Annotated in this window: 10 protein-coding genes; all 10 read right to left on the reverse strand. The window is 41.7% G+C overall.

Annotation, left to right across the window (positions count from 1 at the left end; genetic code table 11):
- Positions 1-13: 13 nt before the first annotated feature.
- The 10 genes from MKX41_RS16355 to pgmB all read right to left on the reverse strand — a co-directional run bounded on the left by MKX41_RS16355 (position 14) and on the right by pgmB (position 16,193).
- Positions 14-1,423: an extracellular solute-binding protein gene (locus tag MKX41_RS16355; RefSeq protein WP_042190521.1), complete on the reverse strand. Its 1,410-nt coding sequence runs from the start codon at positions 1,421-1,423 to the stop codon at positions 14-16.
- A gap of 421 nt (positions 1,424-1,844) precedes the next feature.
- Positions 1,845-2,582, reverse strand: a complete 738-nt coding sequence (gene pflA, locus MKX41_RS16360; protein WP_340971884.1) for a pyruvate formate-lyase-activating protein — start codon at positions 2,580-2,582, stop codon at positions 1,845-1,847.
- Positions 2,583-2,797: 215 nt separating this feature from the next.
- Positions 2,798-5,059, reverse strand: a complete 2,262-nt coding sequence (gene pflB / locus MKX41_RS16365; RefSeq protein ID WP_042190525.1) for a formate C-acetyltransferase — start codon at positions 5,057-5,059, stop codon at positions 2,798-2,800.
- A gap of 252 nt (positions 5,060-5,311) precedes the next feature.
- Complete coding sequence (gene adhE, locus MKX41_RS16370; protein WP_042129885.1) at positions 5,312-7,933, reverse strand: bifunctional acetaldehyde-CoA/alcohol dehydrogenase; 2,622 nt, start codon at positions 7,931-7,933, stop codon at positions 5,312-5,314.
- Positions 7,934-8,333: 400 nt separating this feature from the next.
- Positions 8,334-9,797, reverse strand: a complete 1,464-nt coding sequence (locus tag MKX41_RS16375) for an ABC transporter substrate-binding protein (RefSeq protein ID WP_340971889.1) — start codon at positions 9,795-9,797, stop codon at positions 8,334-8,336.
- A gap of 132 nt (positions 9,798-9,929) precedes the next feature.
- The gene (locus MKX41_RS16380) at positions 9,930-10,802 is read right to left on the reverse strand and encodes a carbohydrate ABC transporter permease (RefSeq protein ID WP_042190530.1); all 873 of its coding nucleotides are present in this window, start codon (positions 10,800-10,802) and stop codon (positions 9,930-9,932) included.
- 1 nt (position 10,803) lies between these two features.
- Positions 10,804-11,724 (reverse strand): carbohydrate ABC transporter permease, encoded by a 921-nt coding sequence (locus MKX41_RS16385; RefSeq protein WP_042129891.1) that lies wholly within the window; start codon positions 11,722-11,724, stop codon positions 10,804-10,806.
- A gap of 117 nt (positions 11,725-11,841) precedes the next feature.
- Positions 11,842-13,170 carry a response regulator gene (locus MKX41_RS16390; RefSeq protein ID WP_042190532.1) on the reverse strand — a complete coding sequence of 443 codons (1,329 nt, stop codon included), beginning with the start codon at positions 13,168-13,170 and terminating at the stop codon, positions 11,842-11,844.
- Positions 13,171-13,189: 19 nt separating this feature from the next.
- Positions 13,190-14,983 (reverse strand): cache domain-containing sensor histidine kinase, encoded by a 1,794-nt coding sequence (locus tag MKX41_RS16395; RefSeq protein ID WP_340971897.1) that lies wholly within the window; start codon positions 14,981-14,983, stop codon positions 13,190-13,192.
- A 574-nt stretch (positions 14,984-15,557) separates the two neighbouring features.
- The gene (pgmB, locus tag MKX41_RS16400; RefSeq protein ID WP_076300843.1) at positions 15,558-16,193 is read right to left on the reverse strand and encodes a beta-phosphoglucomutase; all 636 of its coding nucleotides are present in this window, start codon (positions 16,191-16,193) and stop codon (positions 15,558-15,560) included.
- Positions 16,194-16,217: the final 24 nt, after the last annotated feature.

Raw genomic sequence — 16,217 nt, forward strand, 5'->3', positions numbered from 1 at the left:
AATTTGCAGCTACTTATTCAACTGCTGCGTTTGCTTCTTCTTGTACCTTCTGTAAAGCTTCGCCCATTTTCTCTGGAGTTGTCTGACCACCAATTAGCTTTTGAATTTGAATGTTACTGATTTCTGTAGTTACATCAGCTTGAACAAGTGAGTCAAATGCTGGGAACGAAGATTGTGAGTTATTAAGTACACCTACGATTTCGCTCATCAGATCATCCGTAATATTTTCATTCAGCACGTTTTGATCAATCTTCATTGCTGGCAATACGCCATCTTCAACAAGACCACGTAATTGCATTTCTTCGTTAAACAAGTTTTTGATGAAAGATTTCACAGCAGCCAATTGACGTGGATCTTTCTCAGCAGAAGCAGAGAAACCGTAGCCATTGTTCACATCACGCATCAATGCAGTTTGGTCACCTACGCCACCATCAACTGGAGGAATATTGAAGAATCCAACTTTACCGATCAACCCTTCGCCAGATTGTCCTTCTTTAAATACGGAAGATTTCCAAGTACCATCATACAAGAGGATTGCTTCGCTACTAGTGAATTGTGTTGTATATTCAGCATACTCGAAACCAAGTTCGCCTTTTTTGAAGTATCCTTTGTCAACCCATTCTTTGTACTTCGCAAAACCTTTTACAACGTTTGGATCAGTCCATTTAGCTTCGCCTGTTGCAAACTTAGCGGTTACATCTGGACCTGCATAACGTGACCACAAGTGGTTAGCTAGCATAAGTGGTACCCAACCAGCCTTAGATGCACCAGCCAAAGGTACTTTGCCGTCAGCCTTGATGTCAGCCAATTGTTGTTCCAATTCAGCAAATGTTGTTGGAGCTTTCCAACCCTTGCTATTGTAGTATTCTTTGTTGTAGAAGAAGCCTTCACCAGATCCACCGATAGGCAATCCGTAAATTTTTCCTTCATAAGTGAAAGGATCAAGATTTGAGAATTTATCCTTAATTCCAAGTTCCTCTAGGATTGGAGTCAGATCGAGTAATTTACCTTCTTTAGCATAGATCTTAGAGTCAGGGCTTCCGAAAAGATCGAAGATCTCTGGTGGATTACCTGCAGCCATTTCACCACGTAATTTTTCTTTACGGTTTACATCTGAATCTACTCCATCAAGCTTAAAAGTCAGACCCGGTACATCGCCTTCTACCTTTTTCACTACTTCTTGCAGAATAGCTAAACGCTTCTGTTTGTCGGCACCGATTTGAGTGTGACGAATCGTCATTTCGAACGGCTCGCTACTAACCGGTTCTTCTGTTGCTGGAGCATTTGTAGCATCCGCTGAATTCGTCGCGGTAGCGTTTCCATCTCCTTTGTTAGAAGATGCATTGTTGTTGCCTCCGCAACCTGCCAGTAAAGCTGATGATACAAAAATCAGGGACAATAGCAAAGTCATACCTTTTTTCATTTCTTGTGACCCCCCATATAATGTTGTGCTTTACACTTCTTATTATAGAAAACAGATTCCATTCTCGTAAGGTTAAGATTCATCCACTATAGGGATAAAAATCTCTAATGAAAGCGGAATCAACTACACGATATGTAATATAATATAACTTTATTTCAGTAATTATTACGATTAAAAGCTTTATGGCGTAATTTAACCATACATACACTTTGAAAATAATAATAAAAACTCAATGCAATGATACAATATATATCATAACGTATTTCCAACTGGTTAATTAACAGCTGTAAATATATCATTTTTTTAAAGCGAAAATACAAAATTACCCCTTTAAATGACATCAGACGTCCCTCATAACAAAAAAACCGTTCCTTCAGCAGTAAATCACTGAAGGAACGGCTCCACTTAATGTAGGTATAAATTATACCAACGCTGTCTGCTTACGACCTTCTTCGACTAAGCGGTACGCCCGCTGAACTTCTTCATCCGTAGGGGATGGCACTCCATCCAATTCATAAGCCTTGCCGAGCATTTCCCATTTATAGATACCCATTTGATGATAAGGTAAGATTTCAAATTTCTCAACGCCATTTAAGGTTCCAATATAACGACCTAGATTGATAAGGTCCTCTTCACGGTCATGAATGCCTGGAACATATACATGTCTAATCCACATCTTACGGTTATGATCTGACAGCCAACGTGCAAGCTTCAAGGTCCGATCATTAGATTTACCAGTTAACTTAATGTGTGCTTCTTCATCAATATGCTTCAAATCGAGCATCACCAAGTCCGTAACATCCAATAGGTCATTAATCTTGTCACCTTCGTTATAACCATTACTATCTAATGTGGTGTGCAGATTCCAACGCTTCTTAACTTCCGTAAATAATTGTTTTACAAATAGCGCCTGCAAAGTTGGTTCTCCGCCGGATACTGTTAACCCACCACCGGATGAACGATAGTAGTTTAAATATGGCTCGATCTCCGAAAGCACTTCTTCTAGAGTCATTTCCTTACCTTCATCTAAAGCCCAAGTATCAGGGTTATGGCAATACTGGCATTTCAGCAAGCACCCTTGCATAAATAAGACAAATCGAATACCAGGTCCGTCAACGGTTCCAAAGGTTTCCAAGGAGTGTATGCGACCTTTAATCATAGGATGTCATCCTTTCTCCAGGACTGACTAACAGTCCATCTTTCACGAAGAAGAATCCCTGCCTTTAAGACTGTGTTCTCCTTAATCGCGACCGTAAAATTTAAAATTTTAATGATTCTTGAACAAGATATTACCGCCCTTGAAACAAGAGCGGTAATTCCTTGCAAATATTTTAGAGCATATCTCAATGAAAGATCTTTATAAATATAAACAAATTACATTGAACCGTGGAAAGTACGGTTAATTACGTCCATTTGTTGTTCGCGAGTCAACTTGATGAAGTTAACTGCATAACCGGATACACGGATAGTCAATTGTGGATAGTTCTCAGGGTGATCCATAGCGTCCATCAGCTGTTCACGGTTAAATACGTTAACGTTCAAATGCTGAGCGTTATTATGGAAGTATCCGTCCATCATGTGTACCAGGTTAGACTTACAGGATTCATCGTCTTTACCCAGTGCCTTAGGTACGATAGAGAACGTATTGGAGATACCATCTTGTGCATCGGAGTAAGGCAGTTTGGCTACAGAGTTCAGTGAAGCCAGAGCACCTTTCTTGTCGCGTCCGTGCATTGGGTTAGCACCTGGTGCGAATGGTTCGCCTTTTTTACGTCCGTCAGGTGTTGTACCTGTCTTCTTACCGTACACTACATTCGAAGTAATGGTCAATACCGATTGAGTCGGTACAGCATCACGATATGTTTTGTGTTTACGGATCATAGACATGAAGGTTTCAACCAATTCTACTGCGATGTTGTCTACAGCATCGTCATTGTTACCGTAGCAAGGGAATTCGCCTTCAGTTTCGAAGTCAATTGCAATACCTTGTTCGTTACGGATTGGTTTAACCTTCGCGTATTTAATCGCACTCAGTGAGTCTGCTGCAACGGACAGACCAGCGATACCGCAAGCCATTGTACGCAGAATGTCGCGATCATGCAGTGCCATTTCGATACGTTCGTAAGAATATTTGTCATGCATATAGTGAATGATGTTCAAAGTGTTAACATAAGTCTTAGCCAACCACTCCATCATCGGTTTGAAGCGTTTCATTACTTCGTCATAATCTAGATATTCAGAAGTGATAGCTGGGAATTCCGGTCCAACTTGTGCTCCGGATTTTTCGTCTTTACCACCATTAATAGCATACAGCAAAGCTTTTGCCAGGTTGGCACGAGCGCCGAAGAACTGCATTTGTTTACCGATACGCATTGGAGATACGCAGCAAGCAATCGCATAATCTTCACCCCAGTATGGACGCATTAGATCGTCATTTTCATACTGAATTGCACTAGTTTCGATAGAAACCTTAGCACAATATTTTTTGAAACCTTCAGGCAATCTTTCGGACCAAAGTACAGTTAAGTTTGGTTCCGGAGCTGGACCCAAGTTGTACAGGGTGTTCAGGAAACGGAAGCTGTTCTTGGTAACACGAGTGGTTCCATCTTCAGCCATACCACCGATGGATTCAGTTACCCAAGTAGGGTCGCCGGAGAACAGGTCATTATAGTCAGGTGTACGCAAGAATTTCACGATACGCAGTTTCATTACGAAATGATCGACAATTTCTTGTACTTGTTCTTCAGTCAAAGTACCTTCTTCAATATCGCGTTCTGCATAAATGTCTAGGAAGGAAGAAACACGTCCCAGGGACATCGCTGCACCATTTTGTTCTTTAACTGCTGCCAGATATCCAAAGTATACCCATTGAGTAGCTTCTTTGAAGTTCATCGCTGGTTTGGAAATATCCATGCCGTGAGCAGCTGCCATTTCTTTCAATTCGCCCAGTGCACGAATTTGCTCGGACAGTTCTTCACGTAAACGAATTACTTCTTCTGTCATGGAATCAACTTCAAGCTCAGCTAGTTGTTGCTTTTTGTCTTTAATCAAGAAATCAATACCGTACAGAGCAATGCGGCGGTAGTCGCCGATAATACGTCCACGGCCGTAAGCATCAGGAAGACCTGTGATAACGCCGGATTTACGTACTGCTCTCATGTCTGGTGTATATGCATCAAATACGCCTTGGTTATGCGTTTTGCGAATGTTCGTGAACATGTCAACGATGTTTTGTGGAAGCTCGAAGCCATAAGCCTTCGTAGCATCAACCATCATCTTGATCCCGCCGAATGGCTGAATGGAACGTCTGAAAGGAGCATCAGTCTGCACGCCTACAATTTGTTCCTTGTCCTTGTCAATGTAGCCTGGAGCATGTGAAGTGATTGTGGAGACAGTATCTAGGGAAACATCCCATACGCCGCCTCTTTCTCTTTCTTCCTTGCTCAGCTGGGAAATAATCTTCCACAGTTCAGTTGTGTTACTAGTAGGACCTACGAGGAACTCTTCGTTACCTTCATAAGGCTTAATGTTACTAGCGATAAAGTTGTTAACGTCAACTTTCTTGGACCATTTACCTTTTGTAAAACTTCTCCAACCGGATTTCACTTCATTTACTTCTTTTTCAATCACCGACATGCTAAATCCCTCCATCTATATTTATTATATTTGTAGAGATCGCGGGCTTGAAGGTTGATCCCGTGTCTCGTGATCCCCAAAAGATGTGGTTGTTCCAAATTTCACAATCAACATTTCATATGTGGGATCGTTGTTTATATAAACATTCTAGTTTATTTTCTATAAAAACACTGTGACAAATATCACCTTTCGAGTGATATTTGTCACCTTTATCTAAGTCCACAACTATCCTATTCTCTATATAACCATTTATTAATTATCAAATCTTCCGTAGAACGCATTACGGTATACATCAGCAAGCTCAGAAACCAGTGGCAGCTTAGGATTGGCAGTTGTACATTGATCTTCAAACGCACGGTCAGCCAAGTAATCTACGCGGGATTCGAAGTCCTTAGGATCAAAGCCCAGTTGTTGGAACGATTCTTCGATGCCCAATTTTTTATTCATATCGCGAATAGCATTGATCAGGCTAGTTACACCTTCTTCAGTTGTGCGAGCTGGCAATCCCAGAATACGGGCAATTTCAGCATAACGCTCATCAGCTACGAAGTGCGAATATTTAGGGAACGAAGCGAACTTCGTAGGTTTTTTAGCATTGTAACGGATAACGTGTGGCATAAGGATCGCGTTAGTACGACCATGAGCAGTGTGGTACTGTCCGCCCCATTTATGCGCCAAACTGTGGTTAATACCCAAGAATGCATTGGCAAAGGCCATACCAGCAAGTGTTGATGCGTTATGCATTTTCTCACGTGCTACTCTGTCGCCTTCCAGCGCCGATTTTTCAAGGTATTGGAATACCAGTTGGATCGCTTTAATAGCTAGACCATCAGTATAGTCACTCGCCATAACCGATACATAAGCTTCGATAGCATGTGTCAATACGTCCATACCTGTATCAGCAACAGCAGTTTTTGGCAAGCTGTATACGAACTCTGGATCAATGATAGCCACATCTGGAGTTAACTCGTAGTCAGCCAAAGGATATTTAGTGTGCTGTTCAGTTGTTTTATCGGTAATAACTGCGAAAGATGTTACTTCCGAACCTGTACCCGAAGTTGTTGGAATCGCTACAAACTTAGCTTTGTTACCAAGTTTAGGGAATTTGTATACCCGTTTACGGATATCCATGAATTTTTGTTTCAGACCATTAAAGTCTGCGTCTGGATGTTCATAGAATAACCACATTCCTTTTGCAGCATCCATTGGGGAGCCGCCGCCAAGTGCGATAATGCAGTCCGGTTGGAATCTGTTCATCATTGCAGTACCTTTTTCAACTGTAGTTGTCGATGGATCTGGTTCAACTTCAGAGAACACTTCGATAGCTACAGGAGTTTGACGTTGACGCAGGTAATGTTCAACTCTTTCAACATATCCAAGCTTAACCATCATTGGGTCAGTGATAATTGCGACACGTGTGATATCAGGCATTTTGGTCAGGTACTGAGTAGCGCCTTTTTCGAAATAGATCTTGTCAGGTACTTTAAACCATTGCATATTCACGGTACGACGATTCACCCTTTTCACGTTGATCAAATTGATTGCTGTAACGTTTTGCGACACGGAGTTACGACCATAAGATCCGCAGCCCAGAGTCAACGAAGGGATATTAGTGTTATAGATATCGCCGATCGCACCATGTGTGGAAGGCGAGTTAACGAGAATACGTCCTGTTTGCAGACGGTTAGAGAACTTCATGATTACTTCTTCGTTGTTGGAGTGGATAGCCGAGCTATGTCCCATACCACCAAATTCAACAATTTGAGCTGCGCGTTCGATACCTTGATCTGCATTCTTAACTTTGTAGCAAGCAAGAACCGGGCTTAATTTTTCAGCGGAAAGTGGATATTTAGTGCCTACACCTTCAAGTTCTGCTACCAGAATCTTTGTGCCGGCAGGGACTTGAATGCCACACATTTCAGCAATTTTCACTGCGGATTGACCTACGATTGCTGGGTTAACCGCACATTTATCTACGTTCATTGCTCCACTAGTCAGTTTGGCAGCTTCTTCTTTATTCACAAAGTAGCAGCCATTAGCAATCATCTTTTTCTTCACTTGATCGAAGATTGGTTCTTCGATAATAACAGCTTGCTCGGAAGCACAGATCATACCATTATCAAATGTTTTAGAAAGAATGATGTCCGTTACGGCTTGATCAATATCCGCGCTCTTTTCAATGAAAGCAGGTACGTTACCAGGGCCTACGCCAAGTGCTGGTTTACCACAGCTGTAAGCTGCTTTTACCATTGCAGAACCACCAGTTGCCAAGATAAGAGCAACGTCTGGGTTGTTCATCAATGCGTTTGTCTTGTCCATTGTTGGCATTTCAATCCATTGGATACAGTTCTCAGGAGCGCCAGCTTTCACGGCAGCATCATGAAGAATTTTTGCAGCAGCTGCACTACACTCTTGCGCAGATGGGTGGAAACCGAATATAATAGGGTTCCGTGTCTTAATCGAAATCAACGCTTTAAACATCGTGGTGGATGTAGGGTTGGTTACCGGTGTGATACCCATAACAATTCCGACGGGTTCAGCAATTTTTTGGAAGCTATCATAAGCGTTGTCTTCAATAACGCCTACTGTTTTATCGTATTTAATTCCGTGCCAGATATATTCAGTTGAGAAGATGTTCTTCGTAATTTTGTCTTCGTATACGCCGCGTCCAGTTTCTTCTACGGCCAATTTTGCGAGGTACATATGTTTGTCGAGTCCAGCCAACGCCATTGCATGAACGATTGTGTCAACTTGCTCTTGGTCTAGCGCCATGAACGCCTCATGCGCTTTTTTTGCTTTATCCACTAAATTCTGAATATACTCTTCAGCGGTAACTTGTTTAACTTGGGCGGCGACTTCGTTCTTAACTGCCATCTCCCTCGTCCTCCTGTCAATTTTTAGTTGTTTTTCTCTACACATTTATCTTATCACATGATTTCCACCTTGTATAGTGAAATCTTTCACAAAGTATAAAGTTTTTTTGATTTGTTTTCAAAGCGCTTTCATTCGATCATATTATAGTCTTTTTACCATATTATGTGCTATAAAAACCTTTAAATCTTAGAATTATACTTTAATAAGCAAAATTTCAGCTCCTTTTTATTCCATATATCTAAAATCAGTACACAAAAATGTATTCTCTTCATCACAGTCAATTACGATTTCTCTACACTGTAATAATTTCCAAATGATTATCACTATTTCTGAAGATTTATAAATTTATAAATCTTCAGAACAAAAAACCGACCCCAAAGGGGCCGGTTTTTGCATTAGACTATTCCGCTTTAATCGTATCAAAGAATTTCTCTTGCACTGTTTTAGCTGCTGCTTCTAACTGGCTCTTGGAATCCGTTCCTTTTTTGGAGAACAGCTCTTGAATAACATTGGACATGGTTGCGTAATAGTCCTGTGTGTTGTATTGAGCTTCAGGTTTACCATCCAAAAGTCCCATAATGTCAGGGCTATATTGGTATACATTTGTGTACTTGTCATAAACCGCTTTGATCTTCTTACCAAACTCAGAATCAGCTGAGTAGTAGTCTAAGAGCGGCGGGATAAAGTATTTGCCATCGGTTGTACGTTGTTGAAGAATTGCATCCAGTGCTTCCAAACCTTTGTCAGAGAAATAATCAAAAGTAATGTAGCGGAATGCCATTTCTTGTTCATCTGGCGTAGCATTTGGATTGATTACTAGATAGTCACCACCAAGTACCCCTGTGTGTTTTCCGCCTTTTTCCATAGCTGGCATAGGATACGTAAGCACATCCTCAGGTTTCAGTCCACCTTGGTTCAATGCTTGCTCGATAACGCCATCAGATCCGGCCATTACCATTGCTGTACGACTTTGTTGGAACGCACCTACAGCATCGCCCCAACCAAGTGCCCAGTCCTGAGGAATCGCGTTAGCTTCCCATCTAAGTTTCTTGTAGAAATCCAGTGCTTTAACGCCAGCATCGGAATTAAATGTAGCTATAACCTTACCGCCTTCAATCTTTTGAATCTCTCCGCCAGCTTCAAACAGGAAGTTGGTCCAGTTCCAACCTGATTCGTTCCCCTTACCCATTGGAGCAATACCGGAAATACCTTTTTTGGCATCAGCTACACCTTTAGCCGTATTCAGCATATCATCCCAAGTCCAATCCATAGGTGGAATGGCTACGCCTTTTTCATCCAGCATTTTTTTGTTGATCATAGTGGTTGTTACATAACCTTTTTGTGTTACTCCGAAAACTTTGCCGTCGATAATAAATTGATTTTGAAGCACGGTGTTAATTTGATCTTTAAATTCATATTTGTTCCACAGATCTGTGATGTCAGCAACCCAGCCCTTTTCAACCAGGAATTTAGCTTCTGTAGCAAAAGTATTAAAGAAGGTTGGTGCTTCATTCGCAGCCATTTTGATTCCTATTTCACTTACATTGTACTGCCAGTCGTCTTTAACGATTTCTACGTTCGGATATACCTCTTGGAAACGTTTGATTTTGTCGTCTTCCTGTGCTCTTATTTCAGTCAGGTCAGGTGTTGGATAGTGAATCTTGATCGTCACTTTTCTTTGAGTAATGTCATCCACTGGTGCATCCGTAGCGGTTGCTGTATTATCCGTTACCGCATTTGTTGGCGCAGCAGATGCTTCCCCGCCTTTGTTCCCCGCTGTGTTTCCGTTATTGTTGCCGCTGCAAGCAGATAGCAACGATCCGGCTACAAGTACGCTTAGTAGAACGCTAGAGTACTTACGCATTGAAACTCCCCTTTTCAATTCATAATTATCTTACATATCGATCATAAATTAGAAACCGTTTACAAACGAGGTGCATTTATATTCCTTTCATGTGCATGTTTACGATCCGTGGATAAATTCGTCGATAATTGCTTATCCTTTCACTGCCGACAAAGCAACCCCACGCATAATGAATTTCTGGAAAATCAAGAAGACAATGATTGGAGGCAAGGATACTATAAACAGGATTGCAAATTTAATATTAGTATTGAGTGCCTTCACATTAATAACGTATTTATAAATGGCTGTCGCAAGCGTGTATTTCTCTTCACTGTGCATAACCAGAGATGGCCAGAACCAGTCATTCCATGCAGTAGAAAAGATAAAGATCGCTAATGTAGCAAAAATCGGAATGGATAGTGGCACGGCAATGGAGAAAAAGCTTCTCGGCTCAGAGGCCCCATCAATTCGTGCTGCTTCAAAGATTTCTGGATGAATCCCGTCAAAAAAGTTCTTTAACAATAGAAAGTAGAACGTGTTCGCTCCCGCTGGCAACCAGAAGGCCGCATACTGATTCAGCAATCCGAGCTCTTTCAAATTGACAAAGTTCGGGATCATGTAACTGGTCGCCGGAATAAACAATGTCATCAGGAAGAAGAAGTAAATAGCTCTTTTGTAAGGAACATTCATACGAGAAATACTAAAAGCCGACATTCCCAATACGACAAGCGTCACGACCATATTCCCTAAAAAGATATAAATGGTGTTTCTAAGGAACATGGGTAGATCAATGTAATTCATCGCATCTTTAAGATTACTGAAGTGCCATTCCTGAGGGAAAAAATGCGGCGGGAATGAATTCACCTCTTGATTCGACTTCAACCCGTTGAATAACGTCATACAAATAGGGTATAGCATGCTAAAAACCATAACCAAAATGACTACGCACATCAAGCCATAAACAATCTTATTACTTGTTTTTTTCAAATCGTGTTCTGAAAGAATTCCTCTATCTGCGCTTTTCATCTTAGTAGTCCTCCTTGTTAAGCTTGAACTGTAAAATGCCCAAACCACCTAGGACAATGAACATTAACATGCCAAGCGCAGTAGCTGTTCCATAATCGAGTCTTGTAAATGCATATTTCACGATCAACAGCGCATAGGTAAGCGTAGTATTATTTGGACCGCCATCAAGCAGCGCCATCTGTGACTGATACCCTTGTGAAGTACCAATAATTTGCAGGATCAGCATCAAAAAGATTAAATTACGCAGTGAAGGCAATGTGATGTACTTTATACGTGCCCATATACCTGCTCCATCAATCTCAGCGGCTTCATACCAATCTCTTGGAATGCTGAGTACAGCAGCTAAGTAAATTAGCATCCCTGATCCGAACTGCTGCCATGTTTCCATAAACACAAGGGAAATCATCGACCATCTTGTATCTGTTAAGAAGGCAACCTGATCCACACCCATTGTGCCTAGTAACGCATTAATCGGGCCCACCGGATCATAAAGCCATCTCCACAGTCCATAGAGAACCACACCAGGCATTACGAAAGGAAGGTAAGCCGCTACACGTACAAAGCCCCCAAACTTTCTCAGCTCCGAGATCATGATGGCAAAAGCAATCGGAACCCAAAAACCGATAATAAGACATAGAAACATGTAATACCCAGTGTTCTTTAATGCGGTCAAAACATCTGGATCACTAAGTGCTCTACTGTAGTTCTCAAAGCCTACAAAGCTATTACCTTTCACAAAATCAACATGGTAGAAGCTGTACAGTAAGCCTTTAAAAATTGGAACCCACAAGAACATAATAAAAATAATTACGGCAGGTACGAGGAACATATATCCCCAAAAGTTTTTCTTCCAGCGGTTTTGCTTGTACGGTGTCCCCTTCAGCGTCGCCGGGTTTTCGGTTACTACTGCGGTTTGATTCATCAGGCTCCCTCATTCCATTGTTCTATCAGCATTTTTCGCAAAATGCTTCCTACCTTAAATTGTAGGAAATGAGGGTTGTACTGAACATGTCTATATCTACCGAAGTCATGAGTGTTTTTACTTCTTCAATTCACTGGGGCTAATCCCATAATATTTTTTGAAAATTTTACTAAAATGCTCGGGCGATTCATAACCCACACGCTCCGCAATTTCGTATCTGCGAAGATCGGTATTCAAAATCATCTCCCGACTTTCTTCCATCCGGAGCTTAATTACATATTCCCACAGGTTATAACCTGTATTTTTCTTAAATAGGTAGCTCAAATAATTGGGGCTAACATGATTCTTCTTAGCCACATCGTGAATAGTAAGTCCTTTTTGCGCATAGTTCTCGTCAATATATTCTTTTGCTTTTTGTACGATCAGATTGCTATGCGTATGAAGTTCTTCTACAGAAGGATCACTCGTGTAACTGTTCCAGTTGAAATCCCCATAATAGAACACGTAATGGTCACTATGCTCATTATTCCAGAGAATTGCATTAGAGGCCTGACGGTTCAACACGGCCATAAACGAAAGCCCCTTTAAAATCTGGCTAATGCCAATGACCACATTCAGATGTAAATATTTATGGATATTAAAATGTAGACTACGACCAAGTATATCTAGCCTGTTGATTTGGCCGGCAGAAGAATCCTCATAGCTTTTTTCATCCCATTGAATAATGATCGTAATTTCTCCATCTGGCGCATAAAAGGCTATCGAGTTCCATTCCTGATCCATTAATTCTTTGGCAATGTTCAGCGCAGCATAACAAAGAAGCCGTCTGTCCCGAATAGTATACTGCTTCTCCTGGTTTACTCCAGTCAGTGGTACCTTAAGTTTTAAGACGGAAAAATACGGCCCTTGTAGCTTCAGGTTATCCAGCTTCAGCAGGTTATCTCCTTCAGCTAGTACAACTCCAGGGTCAATGAGCAATTCGTTCAAGAGCTTGCTATATTCCGGTAGCGGCTCTTCCAGTCGAAAGCTTTCGTTAATTCCAGACATGAAGACATCTAGTTCTGGTGAGGGCTTCCCCATCTTAAGGAGTACATTTCGGACCGAATCCAAAAACTGCTCACTATTCAAAGGCTTGATTAAATAATCCTTTGCCCCGAGCCTAACAGCCATTTGAGCATATTGAAACGTCTCATGAGCAGAAATCACGATGGTCTGTACCCATGGTTTGGCTAGTTTGGCATGCTGCATCAAATCAATTCCACTCATCGCACCCATCTGTATGTCCGTAACGAGCAGATCAATTTCCTCCATACGTATACAGTCTAGTGCTTCAAATCCGCTATTAGCTGTATAGATATTAGAAATATCCAGCCCGGATGAAGCTAATAAATTGCTCAATCCTTTACAAATCAATGGTTCGTCATCCACAACCAATATATTGAACATATCTGCATGCTCCCCTTCCTTAGTCCTGATTCTCCGATTTCGGAAGCTTAACTGTTACTAGCGTTCCGCCTTCTGTACGAGGGGTATAGCTGATGCCATAATCAGAGCCAAAATGTAAATGAATACGCTGGTTAATATTGCGGATACCATAACCGCTAGTGGGATTGGGGCTTTCATCATTCAATACAGCTTCTATGGCTTCATAGTCAACAGACTTATAGCCGTTATCTTCAATAGAGATCCTAACGGTTCCATCCTCACACACTGCTGTGATGGTGATTTCACCATCCTCGCCCATATTTTTAACCCCATGAATAATAGCATTTTCTATTAATGGCTGCAGCGTGATTTTTGGAATTAGGTTACTTTTCGTATCCGGGTGAATATTCATCACAACTTGAAATACATAATCATAACGGTGCTGCTGTAGCTTGATATAGGCCGTTGCATGCTCCAGCTCTTCTTCAAGGCTGATCAGCTCCCTTCCACGACTAAGACTGATCTTCATTAGTTTGGACAATTCCTTGATCATCTCGGCGGATTCGACATTTCCTTCTAAAGAGCTTTTCCAATAAATGCTCTCTAGGGTGTTGTAAAGCAAATGAGGGTTGATTTGTTGATATAGAAGTTGAAGCTGGGATTCCTTCTGTTTAAGCTCCATCTGATATTTGTATGTGATTAATCCGTTCAGCCTTCGGGCCATATCATAAGTAGAAGCAATCAGCACACTGACCTCATCGTTACTCCCCCTCCGTGGTGTCTCTGGAACTCGATTACCCGGCTCGTATTTTCGCACGAAAAAAGCCAGCTTTTGCAAAGGAGTCATTAATGAACGCCAGAAGTACGTAATCATAATTAGTCCAAATACTGCATAAGCCACGGTGATATATTGAATAACACTTTTCATTTCGTTCTGTTGCTGCAGTAGCGCCTTCACCGGAACTTTGTAGACCAGTTTTTGTCCAAGCGCATGGTTATTGTTAACCACATAGATAAAATCGGAGGTAATCACATCCACTGTACCTTCCAGATCCTCGGCAACAACCGTCTCCGGCAGCTCAATCACTTCTCCAGTATTATTCGTAGTGGAGGCGAGAACACGATTGTTTAAATCTGTTAAATAAATTTCGCCGTCAGGCAAAGAGATGGATTTGAGAGATTCTCCAATTTTAGAGTCCATTTTGGTGATGACCAAAACCCCTATAGTCTCCGCTTTTCTGGAAATGTTGTTTACAGCTCTCATGTAAGTAAGTGTCTTTAAATTCTCCGCTTGAGCGCTTAGCCTTTCCGTGAACTTCAGTGAGCCGCGTCCTTTCTTCTGAACAACCTCCTCAAACCAGTAAGGCTCTTCGGCTTTAGAAAAGAAATAAACTCCCGCCTTCTTAACCTGTGGAAAATTGGGAGCAAAAAAGTAATAATCATTCGGATCGTATATATAAAGGGAGTAATAGATGCCATCACCACGTTCAGCCCCCTGAGAGTAACTGACCAACAGCTTCTCTATTGTCTCATATCGTTTGACCCGCTCCAGTATGGTATCCGAGCCAGTCATATTCATTTGCTGAATCAGAGGATTTTGAATCACGGTGGTAGTGATTTTATTAACTGTATCGATATCCCGATTAATGATCGTAAAGTTCTGCTTGTTCAATTCCACATATGCATTCGTAACATGGCGCTTCAGTATTTGCTCTGCCTTTAAATTCCCATATATGTTCAAAAAGAAGATCGGAGAAATCATAATCAGGAATAGTAGGATGAGCTGCTGCTTGACGTTCAGCTTTCGAATCAATCTAATCAGCCTAGACAACATTTTGTCACACCTCCGGGTTCAATAACTATATCAAAGGGACAAACGCTTACATATGTTCATTTTAAAGTTTTTTATGGTCATTTGTATGTAGTTTTTTTCTGTTGTACGGATTTGAATGAGAGGGAATCATGGTGTCATTATGAGGAAACTTTGGACTTACGGCCGCTGTTGTCTCCAGATTTTCTGATTTATACCGCCACTGGCGGATAAAATCCGGAGACAAAGGCGGACGCTTTCGCTCCTCCAGTTCCAAAATTCCTCTCCATGACCTTCTTCCCTCTCAAAAAAACCGAAAACAGAAAAAAGGGAGGGCGGGCAGGGACCACTGCGTGGGGCTATGAGAGGTATTATTCGCCTCTGTTTTACACTGTTGTGGGCTTCACATTTGTTGAGCCTTTGGATGAGCGATTGGATTACCCAATGAGCGATTGGATTACCCAATGAGCGACATTACTACTTGGTGTGCGCAGTTGTACTTGATAGCTGAATACACAGCGTGAGCACAGGAATTTAAAGCAAAAAAAGACCGACCCCACAGTAGCATCAGCTACTTTGGAGTCGGTCACCTTTTTATTTAACTCAACAACTCATACAATCCTTTTACAACCATATCGGCTTCCTTCAGTACTTCCGGCTTACCTATACCTACTACCTTCATACCTGCGGCCTTACCTGCTTGAACGCCCGCTTCCGCATCCTCAAACACGACACATTCGTCCGGTTGTAAGCCTAGCTCCTGACCAGCGATCAAGAATACCTCCGGGTCCGGTTTGGCAAGTGACACTTTGTTACCGTCAACTACGGCATCGAACAGATCCGTAATGTTCAGCTTATTCAAAATAAATTCTGCATTCTTACTAGCTGAACCTAACGCAATTCCAATCCCGCGCGTTCTCAGTCCTGTTAAGTATTCTTTGACCCCAGGAAGCAGTTCCGACTCCTCAAGCTTAGAGATGTACTCTACATATAGGCGATTCTTCTTCTCCGCCATCGCAAGCTTCTCCGCTTCTTCAAATTGTAGGCCACCAACTTCCAGAAGAATATCGAGCGATCTCATCCGGCTCACGCCCTTAAGACGTTCGTTATCCTCCTCTGTAAATGTAAAGCCTAGCTCGTCAGCAAGACTCGCCCAAGCCAAATAATGATATTTGGCCGTATCTACGATAACGCCGTCCAGATCGAAAATGGCACCCTTCATATTTTGCAACATGGATTTACTTCCTCTCCGTTGTTA

Origin of the sequence: Paenibacillus sp. FSL R5-0475 (assembly GCF_038004585.1) — a bacterium.
Lineage (GTDB): Bacteria > Bacillota > Bacilli > Paenibacillales > Paenibacillaceae > Paenibacillus_AQ.